Source organism: Pseudomonas sp. MWU12-2037 (genome assembly GCF_023242345.1).
Classification (GTDB): Bacteria; Pseudomonadota; Gammaproteobacteria; order Pseudomonadales; family Pseudomonadaceae; genus Aquipseudomonas; species Aquipseudomonas gingeri_D.
Genome location: NZ_JALLIZ010000006.1, coordinates 230,614 through 249,674, shown reverse-complemented (window position 1 = coordinate 249,674; position 19,061 = coordinate 230,614). Strand labels below are relative to the sequence as shown.

General features: G+C 63.6%; 19 protein-coding genes. 3 read left to right on the top strand and 16 right to left on the bottom strand.

Annotated elements, in window-relative coordinates; genetic code table 11:
• Window positions 1-12: 12 nt before the first annotated feature.
• From M5B42_RS13510 to ribBA, 4 genes are all read right to left on the bottom strand, one after another.
• Window positions 13-822 (bottom strand): ABC transporter permease, encoded by an 810-nt coding sequence (locus tag M5B42_RS13510; RefSeq protein WP_103494615.1) that lies wholly within the window; start codon window positions 820-822, stop codon window positions 13-15.
• Window positions 823-828: 6 nt separating this feature from the next.
• Window positions 829-1,773: an ABC transporter permease gene (locus tag M5B42_RS13505; protein WP_177098891.1), complete on the bottom strand. Its 945-nt coding sequence runs from the start codon at window positions 1,771-1,773 to the stop codon at window positions 829-831.
• Complete coding sequence (locus M5B42_RS13500; RefSeq protein WP_248746124.1) at window positions 1,770-2,795, bottom strand: polyamine ABC transporter substrate-binding protein; 1,026 nt, start codon at window positions 2,793-2,795, stop codon at window positions 1,770-1,772. Before M5B42_RS13500 ends, M5B42_RS13505 begins: the two co-directional genes overlap by 4 nt.
• Window positions 2,796-3,032: 237 nt before the next feature.
• On the bottom strand, window positions 3,033-4,145 hold the full coding sequence (gene ribBA / locus M5B42_RS13495; RefSeq protein ID WP_248746123.1) for a bifunctional 3,4-dihydroxy-2-butanone-4-phosphate synthase/GTP cyclohydrolase II: 1,113 nt from the start codon (window positions 4,143-4,145) through the stop codon (window positions 3,033-3,035).
• Between the two features lie 75 nt (window positions 4,146-4,220).
• Here ribBA and M5B42_RS13490 point away from each other — a divergent pair, with 75 nt between their 5' ends.
• A complete protein-coding gene (locus M5B42_RS13490) occupies window positions 4,221-4,514 on the top strand; it encodes a DUF1330 domain-containing protein (RefSeq protein WP_152739451.1) in 294 nt (97 codons plus the stop codon).
• A gap of 6 nt (window positions 4,515-4,520) precedes the next feature.
• Here M5B42_RS13490 and M5B42_RS13485 read toward each other — a convergent pair whose 3' ends face one another.
• The 7 genes from M5B42_RS13485 to M5B42_RS13455 all read right to left on the bottom strand — a co-directional run bounded on the left by M5B42_RS13485 (window position 4,521) and on the right by M5B42_RS13455 (window position 10,379).
• Window positions 4,521-5,084 carry an NUDIX hydrolase gene (locus M5B42_RS13485; protein WP_152739450.1) on the bottom strand — a complete coding sequence of 188 codons (564 nt, stop codon included), beginning with the start codon at window positions 5,082-5,084 and terminating at the stop codon, window positions 4,521-4,523.
• A gap of 1 nt (window position 5,085) precedes the next feature.
• Window positions 5,086-5,838: a GntR family transcriptional regulator gene (locus M5B42_RS13480; protein ID WP_100943754.1), complete on the bottom strand. Its 753-nt coding sequence runs from the start codon at window positions 5,836-5,838 to the stop codon at window positions 5,086-5,088.
• Window positions 5,839-5,939: 101 nt separating this feature from the next.
• Window positions 5,940-6,425, bottom strand: coding sequence for a flavin reductase family protein (locus M5B42_RS13475; protein WP_103494621.1), 486 nt, complete (start codon window positions 6,423-6,425; stop codon window positions 5,940-5,942).
• Window positions 6,426-6,437: 12 nt separating this feature from the next.
• Complete coding sequence (locus M5B42_RS13470) at window positions 6,438-7,919, bottom strand: aldehyde dehydrogenase (RefSeq protein WP_103494622.1); 1,482 nt, start codon at window positions 7,917-7,919, stop codon at window positions 6,438-6,440.
• Window positions 7,916-8,749 carry an alpha/beta fold hydrolase gene (locus M5B42_RS13465; protein WP_103494623.1) on the bottom strand — a complete coding sequence of 278 codons (834 nt, stop codon included), beginning with the start codon at window positions 8,747-8,749 and terminating at the stop codon, window positions 7,916-7,918. Before M5B42_RS13465 ends, M5B42_RS13470 begins: the two co-directional genes overlap by 4 nt.
• 25 nt (window positions 8,750-8,774) lie before the next feature.
• A complete protein-coding gene (locus M5B42_RS13460; protein ID WP_103494624.1) occupies window positions 8,775-9,365 on the bottom strand; it encodes an amino acid synthesis family protein in 591 nt (196 codons plus the stop codon).
• Window positions 9,366-9,470: 105 nt separating this feature from the next.
• Window positions 9,471-10,379, bottom strand: a complete 909-nt coding sequence (locus tag M5B42_RS13455; RefSeq protein ID WP_152739449.1) for a LysR family transcriptional regulator — start codon at window positions 10,377-10,379, stop codon at window positions 9,471-9,473.
• Between the two features lie 110 nt (window positions 10,380-10,489).
• On the opposite strand from M5B42_RS13455, the gene M5B42_RS13450 reads away from it, so the two are divergent.
• Window positions 10,490-11,476 (top strand): aldo/keto reductase, encoded by a 987-nt coding sequence (locus M5B42_RS13450; RefSeq protein ID WP_248746122.1) that lies wholly within the window; start codon window positions 10,490-10,492, stop codon window positions 11,474-11,476.
• Between the two features lie 128 nt (window positions 11,477-11,604).
• Here the strand turns inward: M5B42_RS13450 and M5B42_RS13445 are convergent, their stop codons facing one another.
• The 5 genes from M5B42_RS13445 to M5B42_RS13425 form a co-directional block, all read right to left on the bottom strand.
• A complete protein-coding gene (locus tag M5B42_RS13445) occupies window positions 11,605-11,889 on the bottom strand; it encodes a hypothetical protein (protein WP_248746121.1) in 285 nt (94 codons plus the stop codon).
• Window positions 11,890-11,933: 44 nt separating this feature from the next.
• Window positions 11,934-12,557 carry a potassium-transporting ATPase subunit KdpC gene (gene kdpC, locus M5B42_RS13440; RefSeq protein WP_248746120.1) on the bottom strand — a complete coding sequence of 208 codons (624 nt, stop codon included), beginning with the start codon at window positions 12,555-12,557 and terminating at the stop codon, window positions 11,934-11,936.
• Window positions 12,558-12,569: 12 nt separating this feature from the next.
• Window positions 12,570-14,660, bottom strand: a complete 2,091-nt coding sequence (kdpB, locus tag M5B42_RS13435) for a potassium-transporting ATPase subunit KdpB (protein ID WP_248746119.1) — start codon at window positions 14,658-14,660, stop codon at window positions 12,570-12,572.
• A 16-nt stretch (window positions 14,661-14,676) separates the two neighbouring features.
• On the bottom strand, window positions 14,677-16,404 hold the full coding sequence (gene kdpA / locus M5B42_RS13430; RefSeq protein WP_103494628.1) for a potassium-transporting ATPase subunit KdpA: 1,728 nt from the start codon (window positions 16,402-16,404) through the stop codon (window positions 14,677-14,679).
• A gap of 239 nt (window positions 16,405-16,643) precedes the next feature.
• The gene (locus tag M5B42_RS13425; protein WP_164886179.1) at window positions 16,644-16,790 is read right to left on the bottom strand and encodes a hypothetical protein; all 147 of its coding nucleotides are present in this window, start codon (window positions 16,788-16,790) and stop codon (window positions 16,644-16,646) included.
• Between the two features lie 224 nt (window positions 16,791-17,014).
• On the opposite strand from M5B42_RS13425, the gene M5B42_RS13420 reads away from it, so the two are divergent.
• Entirely contained in the window at window positions 17,015-19,006 is a 1,992-nt protein-coding gene (locus M5B42_RS13420; protein WP_248746118.1) for an amino acid permease, read from the top strand.
• Window positions 19,007-19,061: the final 55 nt, after the last annotated feature.

The following is a 19,061-nucleotide window of genomic DNA, read 5'->3' as shown; positions in this document are numbered from 1 at the left end:
ACTCCTTGGCGCTCAGGCGCGAAGTTCATTGCGCCGGCGCAGGGCGGCGGCGATCACCATCACCAGCACCGACAGGGCGATCAGCAGCGTCGAAGCGACGGCGATCACCGGGGTCAGGTCCTGGCGCAGGGTGGTCCACATTTTCACGGGCAAGGTCTGCAGGGTCGGGCTGGCCATCATCACGCTCAGCACCACTTCATCCCACGACACCAGGAAGGCGAACAGCGCCCCGGCGACCATGCCGGGACGAATCGCCGGGAAGGTCACCTTGAACACCGCCTGCAGGCGCGAGGCACCGCAGATCACCGCGGCATCCTCGATCGACTGGTCGAACAGCTTCAGCGAGTTGATGATCGAGATGATGGTGAAGGGCAGCGCGACGATGACGTGGCTGACCACGAAGGCGAACAGCGTCCCCGTGTAGCCGAGTTTGAGAAACAGCGCGTACACCGCCACGGCGATGATCACCAGGGGCACGATCATCGGCAGGGTGAACAGGCCGTAGAGCAGTTCGCGGCCGGGAAAGCGTCCACGGACCAGGGCGAAGGCCGTCGGCAGGCCGAGAGCGACCGCGAAGAAGGTGGTCAGGATCGCCACCTTCAAACTGGCCAGGGCGGCGTTCATCCAGTCCGGGTTGGAAAAGAACTGGCCGTACCATTTCAGCGTCCAGCCCGGTGGCGGAAACACCAGCCATTGGGAGGAGCCGAACGACAGCAGCACGATGAACACGATCGGCAGCAGCAGGAACAGGGCGATCAGTCCGGTGGTGAGGTAGAGGCCCAGGCGCAGGCGCCGGCTCATGGCATTGGGAGTCAGGAGCATGACGGCTTACCTCGCGTTACTGGCACCGACCGGGGATTCCGGCTGGAGCTTCAGGTAGAAGTAGAACAACACCAGGGTGATCAGCACCAGCAGGGCGGCACCGGCGCTGGCCAGGCCCCAGTTGAGGAACGACTGCACCTGTTGAATGATGAACTCCGGCAACATCATGTTCTGCGCGCCGCCCAGCAGGGCCGGGGTGACGTAGTAACCCAGGGACATGACGAAGACCATCAGCCCGCCGGAAAACAGCCCCGGCCGGCACAGCGGCAGGAACACCCGCAGGAAGTTGCGCCACGGGCTGGCCCCGCAGATGGCCCCGGCCTGCAGGATCATCGGATCGATGGCTTGCATGGTCGCCTGCAACGGCAGGACGATGAACGGGATCATGATGTAGCTCATGCCGATCACCACGCCGGTCAGGTTGTGCACCATCTCCAGCGGCTGGTCGATAATGCCCATGGCCATCAATGCCTTGTTGATCACCCCGGAAGCCTGTAGCAGCACCAGCCACGAATAGGTCCGGGCCAGCAGGCTGGTCCACATCGACAGCAGCACGATATTCAGCAGCCAACGGCCCCAGCCACGGGGCACCAGGGTAATCGCCCAGGCCAGGGGAAAGCCCAGCAGCAGGCTGAACAGCGTGACCAGCCCGGCCACCGAAAAGGTGTTGAGCAGGACCCGGGCGTAGGCCGAGTTGGCGAACAGTTGCTGGTAGTTTTCAAGCCCCGGCGTGGGCTCCAGGACGCCACGCAGCAACAGGCCGATCAGTGGTGCGAGGAAAAACAGGCCGAGGAACAGCAGGGCGGGTAACAGGTTACCCGCCCCCCGCCAGCGCTGCGCATACGTGGAAGACTGCTGCATGACCGCCGCCTTGCTGCTGGCCAGGCCGGCAGCGCCAGGGGCGCTCCCGGTCGGACGGGTGTCAGGGGAAAGCGTGGCCGTCATTTTCATTTGACCAGCCATTCGTTCCACCGTGTCGCAATGGCTGGACCGTTCTTGGCCCAGTATGCGAAGTCGAGTGTGATCTGATCCTTAGCGTAGGCAGTCGGCAGGTTCGGTGCCAGTACCGAGTCCAGGCGCGCGACGCTGTCGACGTTGACCGGGGCATAGGCGGTCAGGTTGGAGAAGTCGGCCTGGCCCTTGGCGCTGCTGGCACTGGCCAGGAACTTCATGGCCGCTGCCTTGTTTTTCGTGCCTTTGGGGACGACCAGAATGTCGGCCATGACCAGGTTCTGTTTCCAGCTCACGCCCACCGCTGCGCCGTCCTGCTGCAAGGCGTAGATCCGGCCGTTCCAGAACTGGCCGATGCTCGCTTCACCGGAGGCCAGCAACTGCTGGGACTGCGCGCCGCCGCCCCACCAGACGATGTCTTTCTTGATGGTGTCGAGTTTCTTGAAGGCGCGATCCAGGTCCAGCGGGTAGAGCTTGTCGGAGGGCACGCCGTCGGCCAGCAGGGCCAACTCCAGCACGCCGGGGCTCGGCCATTTGTAGAGGGCGCGTTTGCCCGGGTAGGTCTTGGTGTCGAACAGGGCGCTCCAGTCCTGGGGCTTGCCTGCGCCCAGCTTGCCCTGGTTGTAGCCGAGGACAAAGGAGAAGTAGAACGAACCGACGCCATGGTCCGAGACGAAGCGCGGGTCGATCTTGTCGCGCTGGATCTGGCTGAAGTCCAGCGGCTCGAGCAGGCCTTCGGCGGCGGCGCGCAGGGCGAAGTCGGCTTCGACGTCGACCACGTCCCACTGCACGTTACCGCTTTCGACCATGGCCTTGAGCTTGCCGTAGTCGGTGGGGCCGTCCTGGACCACGGTGATGCCGCTGGCCTTGCTGAACGGATCGGCCCAGGCCTGTTTCTGCGCGTCCTGGGTGCTGCCGCCCCAACTGACGAAGTTGACGCTGTCGGCGGCCATGGCGAAGGAACTGCCGATTGCCAGGAAACCCGCGAGCAATGTCGCGGTTGCACCTTTGTTCAACACCATTTTCACGCCCTCATTTGTTGTGTTTTTGAGCGGGTTGTTGATGCCCGCCTATCGGGAGCAGTAGGTCCATCGGGGCCTTTTAAGGCGACCGCGCCAAGGGCTTTTATGGGTGCTTTCCCTGTCGGGGGCACTTGGCAAATATCTCCGGTCTACGGAATATCATATTATGGTATTCCAAACTTTCTGCAAGCACTTTGCCTTACCGGTGATCCGGCCTTGGCGCTTTTTTACGGGGTATCAGGGTTGCGTGAAGGGGATGCTTTCCACCACCTGCAGATCGTAGCCGGTCAGCCCGGCATATTTGAGCGGCGGCCCCAGGTGGCGCAGTTGGCCGACACCGATGTCCTGCAGTATCTGTGCCCCGGTACCGATCTGCGAATAGATCCGCGATTGCGAACGGCTGTACTGGCGCGCTGGCCGGGTCAACTGCGGTACGCGCTCCAGCAGCGCCTGGGAGGATTCGTGGTTGGCCAGCACCACGACGACGCCGCAGCCTTCCTCGGCGACCCGTTGCAGCGCCGCCCAGAGCGTCCAGTTGCTCGGCCCGTGGTAGTCGGCGCCGACCAGGTCACGCAGCGGATCGATGACGTGGACTCGCACCAGTGTCGGCGTATCGCGGCGGATATCGCCCATCACCATGGCCATATGCACGCCGCCTTCAATGCGGTCCTCGAAGGTGATCAGGCGAAACATGCCGTGCACCGTCGGCAGTTCCCGTTCGCCGATCCGCAGCACCGTGTGCTCGGTGCTGAGGCGGTAGTGGATCAGGTCGGCGATGGTGCCGATCCGGATGCCATGTTTTCGCGCAAATACTTCCAGGTCCGGGCGCCGGGCCATGCTGCCGTCATCGTTCATCACTTCGACGATCACCGAGGCGGGGGTAAAGCCGGCCAGGCGCGCCAGGTCGCAACCGGCCTCGGTGTGCCCGGCACGGGTCAGCACACCGCCTTCCCGGGCCCGCAGGGGGAAGATATGCCCGGGCTGGACCAGGTCTTCGGCGCGGGCCTCGGCGGCCACCGCGGCTTCGACGGTGCGGGCGCGGTCGGCGGCGCAAATGCCGGTGGTCACGCCGTGGGCGGCTTCGATGGACACGGTAAAGGCGGTGCTGAACGCGCTGCCGTTGCTCGGCACCATCTGTTCCAAGCCCAGGCGCCGGCAATGCTCGTCGGTCAGGGTCAGGCAGATCAGCCCGCGTGCCTCGCGGGCCATGAAGCTGATAGCCTGGGCGTTGCAACGGTCGGCGGCGATCAGCAGGTCGCCTTCGTTTTCGCGATCTTCGTCATCCACCAGCAGGACCATCTTGCCCTGGCGGTAGTCGTCGATGATGTCCTGGATACTGTCAAAGGCCATGCGGGCGCTCGCTCTGTCTGAAAGTGTGATTTGTGGTATACCATAATACAAAATCAGCCAGCAATGAGGTCATCGATGAAGGCTTACTGGATTGCCCATGTGGATGTCACGGACCCCGAGCAATACACCGAGTACACAAGCCGCGCCCCAGCGGTATTTGCCCGCTACGGCGGACGCATGCTGGCACGGGGCGGGCGCGCCGAGGCCCTGGAGGGGCGGGAAACGCCACAGCGTAATGTGGTGATCGAGTTCGACTCCTACGACCAGGCGCTGGCCTGCTATCGTTCGGCGGAATACCAGGAAGCGCGCGGGCACCGCGAAGGCGCGGCCCGGGCCGAAGTGATCATTGTCGAGGGCATGGCGCCCTGAGGGCGCTCAGCGGATAAAGTGAATCTTGCCGCTGTCGTCGTTGCCGATGTAGATGCCGTAGACCCCGGCCTGGCGTTCCTCGATGTAGCGTTCGAGGATCTGCCGGATCGCCGGGTAGTAGATGCTGTCCCAGGGGATGTCCTCGGGCGCGAAGAATTGGTAGTCCAGGGTTTCCGGCCCGAACTGGCCGGTGATCTCCAGCGCGATGGCGCGGAAGATGATGTACACCTCGCTGATCTGCGGCACGCTGAAGATCGAGTAGGGCGAGAGGATTTCCGCGCGCACGCCGCTCTCTTCCCAGACTTCCCGCAGTGCCGCCTGCTCGGTGGTCTCGCCACCTTCCATGAAGCCCGCCGGCAGGGTCCAGGTGCCGGGCCGTGGCGGGATCGCCCGTTGGCACAGCAGGTACTTGCCGTCGCGCTCGATGATGCAGCCGGCGATGATCTTCGGGTTGACGTAGTGGATGTAGCCGCAGCCCGCGCACATCAGGCGTTCATGGGTATCGCCCGGCGGCACTTGCCGAGCGAGGTCGGCGCCGCCGCACTGCGGGCAGAAGCGCGGGCTGGGCATGTCAGCGGCCCATACGGGGTTCTTTGAGGGCGATGGGCGCGGTGATCTCGGGGGCCGGGCCGGTTTCGTCCTGCTTGCGCTTGAGGTATTCCAGCGCCACCTTGGCTGCCGCGCGCACGTGGTCGACCGAGGCCTGGTGGGCGGCCAGCGGGTCGCCGCTCTTGATGGCCTCGACGATGCGTTCCATTTCCTGGTTGCTGGCGCCGCGCCGGTTTTCCTGGGACACCGAGGTGGCCCGCAGGTAGCTGATCCGGGCCTGCAACTGGCGCAACTGGGTGGCCGCGGCACGGTTGCCCGAGCCTTCGAGCAGGACGTCGTAGAAACCCTGCACCGAATCGATGACCTGCTGCAGCTCGCCGTCCTTGAGGGTCTTGCGATTGACTTCGAGGGCCTTTTCCAGGGCCTTGATGTCCTTGGCCTTGGCCCGCAGGGTGAACAGCTGGACGATCAGGCCCTCCAGCACACAGCGCAGCTCGTAGATATCGACCGCATCGTCCAGGGTGATGATGGCGACGCTCGGCCCCTTGGCATCGGCGAACGCCACCAGGCCTTCGGACTCGAGGTGGCGCAGGGCTTCGCGCACGGAGGTGCGGCTGACGCCGAGGCGCTCGCAAAGGTCGCGCTCGACCAGGCGGTCCCCCGGCATGAGTTGGAAGTTCATGATGGCGCTTCGCAGCTTGTCCAGCACGATTTCGCGCAGGGTAACGGGGTTGCGATTGACCTTGAAGCTGTCGTCGAGTGGCAGGCGTTTCATGGGATCCGCTCTAAAAGTTCGTGGGGCCGATCGAGGGCCGAAATCACCGGCAAGCTTATCATGCGCCGTTCATCCGCGTCGGCTCGCGCCGTGGCAAAACCTCAGGCCAGCGCGGGCAGCGGGCCGAGCTTGCCCTTGTGGTAGATCATCGGCGTCACCGCTTGCTCGGGCAGGATCAGGTTCTTGACCGCGCCGACGATGATGGCGTGATCGCCGCCGTCGTATTCGCGCCACAGTTCGCACTCGATGATGGCGGTGGCCTTGTCCAGCAGCGGGTTGCCCAGGGCGCTCAGGTGCCAGGCGATCCCCTTGGCCTTGTCCTTGCCTTTGCCGGCGAATGCGTAGGCTTCGGCGGTCTGGTCGGCGGACAGCAGGTGAATGGCGAACTGCTTGCTGTCCCGCAGGATCGGGTAGGTGTCCGAGGCGTAGTTGGGGCAGAACAGCACCAGCGCCGGGTCGATGGACAGGGCGCTGAAGGCGCTGGCGGTGATGCCGACGATGCCCCCCTCGGCGTCCAGGGTGGTGACCACCGTGACGCCCGACGGGAAGGAGCCCATGACTTCTTTGTAGATACCGGGTTCGATCATCTCGTTTGTCTCCTAGCGCATCACGAAGGGGTCGGGCATGGGGGCTGACGAGAGGTTGATCCACACCGTTTTCAGCTCGGTATAGGCCAGCACCGAATCGATGCCGCTCTCGCGACCGTAGCCGCTGTTCTTGAAACCGCCGATGGGTGCCATGGCCGAGACCGCGCGGTAGGTGTTGACCCAGATGATTCCGGAACGGATGTCCCGGGCCAGGCGATGGGCGCGGCCCAGGTCGCGGGTCCAGATGCCAGCGGCGAGGCCGAACTGCGAGTCGTTGGCGATGGCCAGGGCCTCGGCCTCATCCTTGAAACGGATCACCGAAGCCACCGGACCGAAGACTTCCTCCTGCATGATCTTCATCGAGTTGCGGTCGCACTCGAACAGGGTCGGCTCGTAGAACCAGCCGTTACCCAGGTTCGGCGGGCGCTTGCCGCCCAGGCGCAGGCGCGCGCCCTCGGCCAGGGCGTCGGCCACCAGGCCTTCGACCACGGCCAGTTGCTGCGCGGTGGCCATGGGGCCCATCTCGCTGGCGTCGTCCTGCGGGTTGCCGATGCGAATGCGCCGGGCGCGTGCCACCAGGCGCTCGACGAATTCGTCATAGATGTCGTCCTGGACCAGCAGCCGTGAGCCTGAGACGCAACTCTGGCCGGACGCCGCGTAGATCCCGGCAATGGCACCGTTGATCGCGCTGTCCAGGTCGGCGTCGGCAAAGATGATGTTCGGCGACTTGCCGCCCAGTTCCAGGGACAGCTTGGCGAAGTTCTCGGCGCTGCTGCGTACCACATGGCGGGCGGTGGCCGCGCCGCCGGTGAAGGCGATCTTGCGCACCAAAGGGTGGCGGGTCAGGGCGGCACCGGTGCTTGCGCCGTAACCGGTGATGACATTGACCACGCCGGGCGGAATGCCGGCTTCCAGGGCCAGGCGCGCCAGTTCCAGGACGGTGGCCGAGGCGTGCTCGGAAGGTTTGAGCACGATGGTGTTGCCCGCCGCGAGGGCCGGTGCCAGTTTGATCGCGGTCAGGTAGAGCGGGCTGTTCCAGGGGATGATCGCGGCGACCACGCCCATGGGTTCGTGCACGGTGTAGGCGAACAGGTCCGGCTTGTCCAGCGGCAGGGTGCCGCCTTCGAGTTTGTCGGCCAGGCCCGCGGTGTAATGGAAGAACTCCGGCAGGTAGCTGACCTGGCCGCGGGTTTCGCGGATCAGCTTGCCATTGTCGCGGCTTTCCAGTTGGGCCAGGCGCTCCTTGTTTTCCGCGATCAGATCGCCGAGGCGACGCAGCAGCTTGCCCCGGGCGGTGGCACTGAGGCCACGCCAGGTCGGGTTGTCGAAAGCCCTTTGCGCGGCCTGGACCGCGCGCTCGACATCGGCTTCGCCGGCGTCGGGCAACTGTGCCCAGGGTTCGGCCAGGGCCGGGTCGAGGCTGTCGAAGGTCTGGCCGGACAGGGCATCGACCCATTCACCGTCGATGCACATCTGGAAGCGGGTGAGTGTCATGCAACGATCCCCTTTATCTGATTTTGTCGGGCGTGGGCGTTGGCGAGGAAGTCCAGCAGCACCTGGTTGACCAGGCGCGGCGACTCCACGGGCATCATATGCCGTTGCTCGGCGAGCACGGCAACCGTGGCGCCGGGAATACGTTCGGCCAATTGGCGGGCCATTTCCGGGGTCGACCCCGGGTCCAGCTCACCGGTGGCGATCAGGGTCGGCACCTGAATGCCGCCCAGATCCTCGGCACGGTACATGTCCTGGGTGGCGAACAGTTCATAGGTGGTCAGGTAACCTTGTGGGTCATTGTCCGCCAACGTCTGGCGCAGGGCGGCGATTTGCGCGGGATTGGCCGCCTGGTATTCGCGGCTGAACCAGCGCGACAGCGCGGCTTCGGCGTTGGCGTCCGGTCCGTGCTCGGCGGCCTGGGCGGTGCGGGCGATAACGCCGGCACGCTGTTCGGCGCTGCGATTGAACACGCTGTTGAGCACCACCAGGGCTTGCAGACGTTGCGGGTAGTGCAAGGCAAACGCCCGCGCTACCAGCCCGCCCATGGAAAAGCCGATCACGCTTGCCTGGGGCAATTGCAGATGGTCGAGCAGCTCCAGCAACTGGTCGGCATAGCCGAGCAGCGGGGTGCCGCTGGCCGGGCGCGGGCTGGCGCCGTGGCCGAGCATGTCGTAGGTGATCACGCGGTACGTCGTGGCCAGGCCAACGATCTGGCCGCCCCACATTTCTTTATTCAGGCCCACGCCGTGGATCAAGACCACAGGCTGGCCTTGGCCGGTCGCCAGGTAACTGGTGCCAGCCGGGGTGCGTTCAGCGGTGAGCCGAATCATGGAGCGCTCCTGCCTTTCTTATTGATTACCGCGCTTTCTCGGCGGCCAGTTCTTCCAGGTCGATATAGCGGTTGCCGATGCGCGGGTGCAGGCGACCACCGTCGGCGCAACCGAGCACGACGACGATCTCGTCGGCGCGCGGAGCGTCTTCGATGCGCATTTCCAGGGTGATGTAGTGCGAGCGCAGGCCTTCGTCGTCCTTGTGCATCATCGGGATCTGGATCGAGGTGCCGGGCCCGCCGCGCTTGTTGGTGAAGCTCAGGTAGCTTTTGGCCTGGACCGCCTCGCGGTAGTGGTTGCCGAAGCGCAGGGTGTGGATCACCGCCGAGGCATGTTCGATTTCACCGTCGGCGCCGACTACCGCGGCCTTGCCGTAAGCCTCGATCTTGTCGGCACCGCCGATGGCGGCCACCAGGCGCTCGACCATCATGGCGCCGAGGTCGGAGCAGTGGGCGCGGATTTCCGGTTTCAGGTCTTCGACGAAACCCCGACCCAGCCAGGGGTTTTTCATCACCACGGCGAGGCCGATCATGGTCACCGGTTTGTCCGCGGCCTTGCCGCCTTCGATCAGGGTCTGTTCGGAATAACTGACGATCTTGCGGATTTCGAAACTCATAAGGGGGCTCCTGGGTGCACGTTGATCATGTGGTATGATGGTATACCATAATATTGGCTGTGCAAGCCCCTCCTGAAAGTATTCAGGTTGCCGCGAGGGCGAGTCCTACAGTGGAAGGTTGTGCCGACGGATCATCTCCATCAACTGCCGCAGCCCCGGCTGCGACTGGCGCTGGCTGGAGTAGTAGAGGCAGAACGGGGCGCCCATGCTCGACCAGTCCGGCATCACCTCCTGCAAGCTGCCGTCCTCGAGTTCCCGGGTGACGCGTTTTTCCAGGCAATAGGCAATCCCGACACTGGCCAGCGCCGCGTCGATCACCGCCTGGGTATCCGAGGCGGTCAGGGCTCCGGGGACATCCAGGCGGATCATTTGCGCGCCGTTGCCCAGTTCCCACTTGTAGGCCGTGTTGTCGCCCAGGCGCATCCGAATGCACGCATGCTCCAGCAGGTCGGCGGGTTTTTCCGGGACGCCACGGCGGGCGAGATAGTCGGGGGAGGCAATCATGATCCAGCGCAACTCGCCGGTCAGGGGCACGGCAATCATGTCCTGGGGCACCGTCGCGCCATAGCGGATACCGGCATCGAAACCTTCGGCGACGATGTCCACCAGACGGTCCTCGACCTTCAGGTCCAGGTTGATCTGCGGGTAGGCCGCCATGAACTCGCCGAGCACCGGACTGACCAGCAGGCGGGCGGCATCCCGGGGCACATTGAGGCGCAGCCGGCCGATCGGCGCATGGCGATAACGGTCGAGTTCGTCGAGGGCTTCCTGGATGGTGGCGAAACCGACGGCCAGCTTCTGCGCCAGCAGGGCACCGGCATCCGTGGGTTCCACCGAGCGGCTGTTGCGGTTGAGCAGCTTGACCCCCAGGCGGGTTTCCAGGTTGCGCAGGGTGTGGCTCAGGGCCGAGGTGGTGACCCCCAGTTCATGGGCGGCCTGGCGAAAGCTGCGGCGGCGGATGATGGCCATGAACACATTGAGATCGGCCAGTTCGGAGCGGTTGAAAGCTGCCATGTCATGGGTTCTTTACGAGGAGAGAAGGTGAACGGGGTGTTGAGCCTTATTCAACCATGGATGATCTAAAATCATGGTCCTTTTATGCTTCGATTCCATTGGAGATCATCATGAGCATCGAACACATCGCCATCGCCGGTATCGACAAACCGGTCTCGCGCATTGCCCTCGGCACCTGGTCCATGGGCGGCTGGATGTGGGGAGGCGCGGACGATGAAGTCTCGATCCAGACCCTGCGTCACGCCCTGGAACGGGGTATCAACCTGATCGATTCCGCGCCGGTCTACGGCAAGGGGCATTCCGAAGAGCTGATCGGCAAGGCCTTGAAGGGCGTACGCGATCAAGCCGTTATCGCCACCAAGGCCGGCTTGCAGTGGGATGACGGTTCGGTTCGGCGTAACGCCACGGCCGTGCGGATTCGTCGGGAAGTTGAAGACTCCCTGCGGCGCTTGCAGACTGACTATATCGATCTGTACCAGATCCACTGGCCCGACCCTCTGGTCGAACAGCAGGAAACCGCGCTGGAGCTGGAAAAGCTGCGTCAGGAAGGCAAGATCCTGGCGGTGGGGGTGAGTAACTATTCGCCGGCGCAGATGGACGAGTTCCGTGAATACACCGCGCTGGCCACGGTGCAGCCGCCCTACAACCTGTTCGAACGGGCCATCGACAACGATATCCTGCCTTATGCCAAGCAGCATTCGCTGGTGGTGCTGGCTTATGGTTCGCTGTGCCGCGGGCTGCTGACCGGTTCCATGAGCGCGGCGACGGCGTTTGGCAGCGACGATATCCGCGGTGCCGATCCTAAGTTCCGTGCCCCGCGTTTCGAGCAGTACCTGGCGGCCGTGGCGGCGCTGGACCTCTACGCCCGTGAGCGGCATGACAAGTCGGTGCTGGCCCTGGCCTTGCGCTGGGTGCTCGACCAGGGGCCGACCATCGCCTTGTGGGGCGCGCGCAAGCCTGAGCAATTGAAGGGCATCGAAGACGCCTTTGGCTGGAGCCTGTCGGCGGATGAACTGAAGCAGATCGACCAGATCCTGCTCAATACCGTCAAGGACCCTGTGGGTCCCGAGTTCATGGCGCCGGGTATCCGCGGCTAACGCCTGTCCATCAAGGTTGAACGCGTTTCCTGTAGGAGCCGGCTTGCCGGCGATGACGTCAGTAAGGTCGATGCAAGGCTTACTGGCCTCATCGCCGGCAAGCCAGCTACAGGTGTTGCGGTGTGCTTTTAGCGGCAGCCGGTCAGGGTGACCTTGCAGGTCGCCGGCGTTCCGCCCGATTCAGCGGCGTAGCGCTGGCAGTTGCCCATCGCTTTGACGCTGGCGCTTTTCACGTTCGGCCCCCACGCCAATCCGCCATCCCCCAACGTCGGCACCGCCTTGGCGTAGCAGGCGTAACCGCCGACCGGGGTTTGCGAAGCTCTCCCCGAACAGCCGGCGATCATTGAAAAACTGATCGCCAGCGTCAGCAGGCAGAACAGGGACGGGGCGTTGCGTGAAGCTTGTACGTTCATGGCAGTGTCGCTATTGCAGGTTAAGTCCCGCCTATTGTCCCGCCTTATTGATGGCTCGGATAGTCCCGTTGCAAGGCCAGGTTCAGGGCCAGCACATTGACCCGCGATTCACCGAACACCCCCAGCGCCGGCGCCTGGGTATTGGCCTGGACCAGCGCCAGCACGTTATCCAGCGGTGCGCCGCGTTGCTGTGCCACGCGGGTGGCCTGCAAGGCGGCATTGGCCGGGCTGATGTCCGGGTCCAGGCCGGAGGCCGAGGTGGTCAGCATATCGGCGGGCAGGGTCTGGCCGGCCAGTTCCGGCTGGGACTGCTCCAGGGCATGCCGGTCGGCGGTCAGCCGATCGCTCAGGGCCTGGCTGGTCGGCCCCAGGTTGGAGCCCGAGGAGCTGGCGGCGTTATAGGGCGATGGCACGGTTTTCAGCGGGTCCTTGGGATCGGTGTCGGTGGTGGCCGATGGCCGCCCATGGAACCACTGTGGGGCATCCCATTGCTGGCCGATCAATGCCGAACCGATCACCTGGCCCTCGGGGTTTTTCAGCAGGCTGCCATTGGCCTGGGCGGGAAACAGCAACTGCCCGATCCCGGTGACGGCGAAGGGGTAGGCCATGCCGCAGAGTACGAAGGTGACCGCAGTGACCCGCAGGGCCGGTGACAAGAACTTGATCATGATCAGATCCTCCTACAGGAAGGGTGCCAGGCACAGGTCGATCAGCTTGATGCCGATAAAGGGCGCAATCAGCCCGCCGACGCCATACACCAGCAAGTTGCGATAGAACATGGTTTCCGCGCTCTTGGGCATGAAGTTGACCCCGCGCAGGGCCAGGGGAATCAGCGCCGGAATGATCAGGGCGTTGAAGATCAGCGCCGAGAGGATCGCGCTTTGCGGCGTGGCCAGGTGCATCAGGTTCAACGCCGCCAGGCCCGGCAGGGCGACCATGAACAGCGCCGGCAGGATGGCGAAGTACTTGGCCACGTCGTTGGCGATGGAAAAGGTCGTCAGGGCGCCGCGGGTGATCAGCATGCGCTTGCCGATGGTGACCAGGTCCAGCAGCTTGGTCGGGTCGGAGTCCAGGTCGATGATATTCGCCGCCTCCTTGGCCGGCATGGTCCCGGTGTACATGGCCAGGCCGACATCCGCCTGGGCCAGGGCCGGGGCGTCGTTGGTGCCGTCGCCGGTCATGGCCACCAGGTGCCCGGCCGCCTGTTCGCTGCGGATCAGCTTGAGCTTGTCCTCGGGGGTGGCCTGGGCGACGAAATCATCGAGGCCGGCCTCGGCGGCGATCACACTGGCGGTGGTCGGGTTGTCGCCGGTGACCATCACCGTGCGGATGCCCATGGCCCGCAGTTGCGCGGCCCGCTCGCGGATTCCCGGTTTGAGCACGTCGGACAGGTTGATAATGCCGAGTATCCGTCCGTCGATGGCTACCGCCAGGGGCGTCGCGCCTTGCTGGCTGACACCGAGGGCAATGCGCTCGAGGTCGGCGGGAATCTCGCTGCCGTAGCTGTCCCTGACGTAGTTGACCAGGGAGTCCACCGCGCCCTTGCGCACCACGCGCCCGTCGGCCAGATCGGAACCGCTCATGCGGGTTTGTGCCGAGAAGTCCATGCCGATGGCTTCTTCCAGCCGGCTTTCTTCATGGACACCCAGGCTCTTGGCATAGGCGGTGGTGGACTTGCCTTCCGGGGTGCTGTCGAACAGCGAGGCGAGGTAAGCCCCCTGTTGCAGCTCCTGGCGGGTGACACCCTTGACCGGCAGCAGCTCGGTGGCCTGGCGATTGCCGATGGTGATGGTGCCGGTCTTGTCCAGCAGCAGGGTGTTGACGTCGCCGGCGGCCTCCACCGCCTTGCCGGACATCGCCAGCATATTGAAGCGCAGCGTGCGGTCGATCCCGGCAATACCGATGGCCGAGAGCAGGGCGCCGATGGTGGTGGGGATCAGCGCGACGATCAGGGCCACCAGGTCGGCGACGTTGATCTGCGCATTGAGGTAGCTCGCCACCGGGGCGATGGCGGTGACCACGATCACGAAGATCAGGGTCAGCACCGAGAGCAGCACAGTGAGGGCGATCTCGTTCGGGGTCTTCTGCCGTTTGGCGCCTTCCACCAGGCTGATCATTCGGTCGAGGAAGGTGTTGCCGGGTGACGCGGTGACCAGGATTACCAACGAGTCGGAGATCACCTTGGTCCCGCCGGTGACCGTGGAGTTGACGTCCGAACCGGACTCCTTGATCACCGGTGCGGATTCGCCAGTGATCATCGACTCGTCGACATAAGCCGCGCCTTCGACCACTTCGCCGTCCATGGGAATCAGTTCGCCGCGGTTGACCTTGACCAGGTCGTCCTTGCGCAACGATGCAGCGGACACCAATTCCTGGCGGCCGTCAGAGAGCAGCCGGGTGGCATTGAGCTGCGTGGTGGTGTGGCGCAACGAAGCGGCCTTGGCCTTGCCACGGCCCTCGGCCATGGCTTCGGCGAGGTTGGCGAACCACACCGTGATAAACAGGATGAAGGTCACCACGCCGTTGTACAGCGACGTGGCATTCGATGGCCCGAACAGTTGCGGGTTGATCGTCAGCGCAGCGGTCACCAGGGTGCCGATCCAGACCACGAACATGACCGGGTTCTTGATCTGCACCCGTGGATCGAACTTTTTCAGCGGTTCGACCAGGATCAGCCGCAGACGCTCCTGCCGGTTCTCCGCGCGCGGCGCCTTGCGGGCCGCAACCGGGGTCGACAGCGGGGCCAGTGGCAATGCTTTTTCAACTTTCATCTCAGTCTCCTCACCCTTAGAACAGCAAGTGCTTGTTCATGGCGAAAAACTCGGCGATCGGTCCCAGGACCAGCGCCGGCAGGAAGGTCAGTGCGCCGACGATAGCGATCGTCGCCAGCCACCAGATGCCGAACATCGGGGTATCGGTACGCAGGGTGCCTATGTTGGGCTGCAGGGTCGGCTTGGCCGCCAGTGAGCCGGCTACCGCCATCAGGAAGATGATCGAGGGGTAGCGACCGATCACGATCACGCAGGCGATGGCGAGGTTGTACCAGGGCGTATTGGCGTTCAGGCCGCCAAAGGCCGAGCCGTTGTTGGCGGCGGCGGAGGTGAAGGCATAGAGCACTTCCGAATAGCCATGCACCCCGGCATTGCCCAGCGCGGCCACGCCGTAGGGCATCACCATCGACCAGGCCGAGGGCGCGAGGATCACCAGCGGGTGAATCAGCATGGCCAGCGAAACCAGGATGATTTCGCGCTTCTCGATCTTCTTGCCGAGAAACTCCGGGGTGCGCCCGACCATCAGGCCGGCGACGAAGATCCCGACCAGGCCGTAGATCAGGAAATTGAGGAAGCCCACGCCCTTACCGCCGAAGACGCATTGCAGCATCATCTGCACCAGGGTCGAGAGACCGCCCAGTGGGGTGAAACTGTCGTGCATCGAGTTGATCGAGCCGGTGGTAAATGCCGTGGTGTAGGCGGCGTAGAGTCCGCTTTCGGCGATGCCGAAACGCACTTCCTTGCCTTCCATATTGCCGCCGGCCTGCAGGGCGCTGGCATGGGGATCGATACCCAGCTGGCTCAGCAGCGGCGTACCGGCCTGCTCCGGAATCACGCAGAGCAGCAGGAAACCCACCAGCATCAGGGCCATGACGCTATAGATCACCGCGCTCTGGCGATGGTTCTTGATCATATGGCCGAACATCACCACCAGGGCGGCGGGCAGGCTGGCCATCAGCAGGATCAGCACGAAGTTGGTCAGGGCGTTGGGGTTCTGGAACGGGTGCGCGGCGTTGACGTTGAAGAAGCCGCCGCCGTTGGTGCCGAGGTTTTCAATCGCTTCCTGTGCGGCGATCGGGCCCAGGGTCAGGGTTTGGTGGCCGCCTTGCAGGGTATCGGTCACCAGGCTGGCATCCAGGGTCTGCGGCACGCCTTGCCAGATCAGGAACAGGCTCAGCACCAGCACCACGGGCAGCAGCACCCGGGTGATAAAGCGGATCAGGTCGCGGTAGAAGTTGCCCAGATTGGCGCCGCCGTCGGTGACCAGCAAGGCACGGATAAAGGCAATTGCCACCACGAAACCGGTCGCCGCCGAGGTGAACATCGGAAAGGTGATGGCGGCCATCTGGCTGAAGTTGGACAGGGTGCTTTCGCCGCCATAACTCTGCCAGTTGGTGTTGGTGATAAAGCTGATGGCGGTGTTGAACGCCTGCATCGGTTCCATGCCGGCGAAATGCTGCGGGTTGAGCGGCAGGACATTCTGGAAGATCAGCACCAGGTAGATGAGCAGGGCCATCACCAGGTTGGTCGCCAGCATGTGCAGGGTGTAGCTTTTCCAGTTCATCGCCTGGCTGCAGGCCTGTTTGCCGATCAGCCGGTAGAGCAGGTTGTCCAGTGGATCGAGCGCCCGGTCGAGCACGGTTTTCTGATCAGTCACCACCCTGGCCAGATAACGTCCCGCCACCAGGCTCAGTGCCAGGGTGGCGATCAAGGTAATAATGATTTGTAGCCAGAGGTGTGACATTGCGTTAACTCCTGAATCAGCGGACTGTTCTGGCGTGCGCTATTAAACAGAAACAGGCCGTCAGAACTTTTCCGGATTGATAACGGCGTAGAACAGATAGATCACTACGCCAACCACCAGCGCCAGTAATAGATCAATGGCCATGTCGAGTATTCCTTCTTGCCGTGTTTGAGTGGGGGGCAGCGGACGGGGCACGCCCGCTGCGTGACTTGAAATCGGTCGGCGAGCCGTTTCCAGGATCAGTTGCGGCTGTGCCGGTTCGGCAGCACGGGCTTGATATCCGGGGCTTTCGAGGGCGTGATGACGTTGTCGGCAAAGTAGACGACCAGCCCGCATAACAGATAAAAGCCGATGATCGCTGCAAACAGGAGTGCGCTGAGTAACATGATGTTAGTCCTCGATACCTGTAGCGTTAGTGGGCACTTTCAATCGGTCTGGCCGATCTCGGTGGGTACAGTTTCAGTATAAGTATCGGATTATCCGGGTCTGATAAGGCCTGTGTCTTTTTAGGCGTTGGCGCTATCAATTTTCCGTAAAGAAACTTGGCGAATTGATACCTGGGGTCCTAACTGACATCAAGGCTATTAACAACGCATTCAAGGCGGCGCTCATGCTCAAACTGGAACGGCTGGCACAGGGGATTATCGGGCCCGCGCGCGATCCATTGGCCCCCGATACACGCGCCCATACGCTGCTGGTCGGTCTGCTGGCCTGGGCGGGCCTGGGAGCCAGCGGTTTGGCTTCGGTCAGTTATGGCCCGGAAAGAGCTTATCTGGCGCTGGGGGCCCATCCCGAGCTGGGGGTGTTCCTGGCCCTGGCGACGCTGCTGACCGTCTGGGTCCTGTCGCTGGCCTATCGTCAGGTGGTCGAGCTGTTTCCTTCGGGCGGCGGCAACTACAAGATCGTCTCGAAACTGCTGGGCCCCAGGCTCGGCCTGGTGGCCGGTTGCGCCTTGCTGGTCGACTATGTGCTGACCATTGCGGTTTGCCTGGCCAGTGGCACCGATGCGTTGTTCAGCCTGTTGCCGGTTGAGTGGCAGAGCCACAAGCTGGTGGTGGAGGTCGGTCTGGTGCTGCTGCTGATCCTGTTGAATCTGCGCGGCATCGCCGACTCGATCCGCTTGCTGCTGCCCCTGACGCTGGGGTTTGTGCTGGTGCATGTGGGGCTGATCGTCTATGGCGTTGCCTCGAAAGCCGGTGACCTGACGGGCACGCTGGTGCGCAGCTCCGCTGATACCGTGGCCTTGTCCGGGGATATCGGCTGGCCCTTGCTGGTGGCGCTGTTCCTGCGGGCTTATTCCCTGGGGGGCAGTACCTACGCGGGGTCCGAAGCGATTGCCAACAACGTCAACCTGCTGGCCGAGCCCCGGATCAAGACCGGTCGCACCGCCTTGCTCTCGGTGGGCTTTTCCCTGGCGTTCATGGCCGGCGGCATGATTCTTCTGTACAGCCTCTGGGGGGCGCAACCGACCTATGGGCAGACCCTGAACGCAGTGGTGTTCAAGGCCGTTATCGAGCAACTCGGGATTGCACCGGGTGCCAGTCATGGGCTGCTCCTGCTGACCCTGGCACTGGAAGGTGCGATTGTCTTCGTGGCGGCCAATTCGATCCTGATCTTCGCCCCCTCGCTGCTCGGCCGCATGGCCGCCGACTCCTGGCTGCCGCACCGTTTCTGCAACCTGTCGAACCGCCTGGTCAAGCAGAATGGGGTGGTTTTCGTGGGGGCCTGCGCGCTGCTGATCCTGCTGTTATCAAGGGGATCGCTGGGGCTGCTGGTGGTGCTCTATAGCATCAATGTGTTTCTCAGTCTGGCCCTGGCCAAAGCCGGGCTGTGCCGCCACTGGTGGCAGCATCGCCGCGAAGGGCCTTGGCTCGGGCGGATGCTGGTGTCGGTCACGGGCTTTTGCGTGGCCTCGGGCATCCTGCTGGTGACCCTGACGGAAAAGTTCTTCGAAGGCGGTTGGGCGACCCTTTGCCTGACCCTGCTGGTGATCGGCGGCTGTGCCCTGGTCCGGCACCACTACGCCAAGGTGGAAACCCTGCGCCTGCAGATGGATACCGAGTTCACCCTGTCGGCGCAGGTGCTGGCAACCGTCACCCGCATCGAGCCCACGCCAGACGCGCCGACGGCGGTGATCCTGGCCACCGAACATTGGGGCGCGGCGATCCATACCTTGCTTTGGGTGCAGCGTCTGTTCCCGAACCGTTTCGCCAATGTGGTGTTTGTCGGCATCGTCAAGGTGGAGGGGCATGTGTGGGGGCGGATCGACGGTGTGCAACGGCGCAAGACCCGGCTCGACGAGTCCATGGATCAGTTGGAGGCCTTCTGTGCCCAGGCCGGTATCAGCGCGACACGGCGAATCGGCTACGGCACCGACCCGGTCGCCGAGTTGCAGAAGCTGCTCGGTGAGGCGACCCGGCATTACCCGGGCTGCGTCTGTTTCAGCAACAAGCTGATCCTGCAGGACAGCTGGGGTTTCAGCGAGTGGTTGCACAATCAGACGCCCTTGCTGCTGCAGCGCCGACTTCATCTGGATGGCATTCCCCTGGTGATTCTGCCTCTCAGATTGAGTGGGTCCGAACACAAGAGCGTGATGGCTTGAGGATGTTTTTTGTATAAATTGTAAAAATTAGACAATGTGTATTGTTCTGGGTATT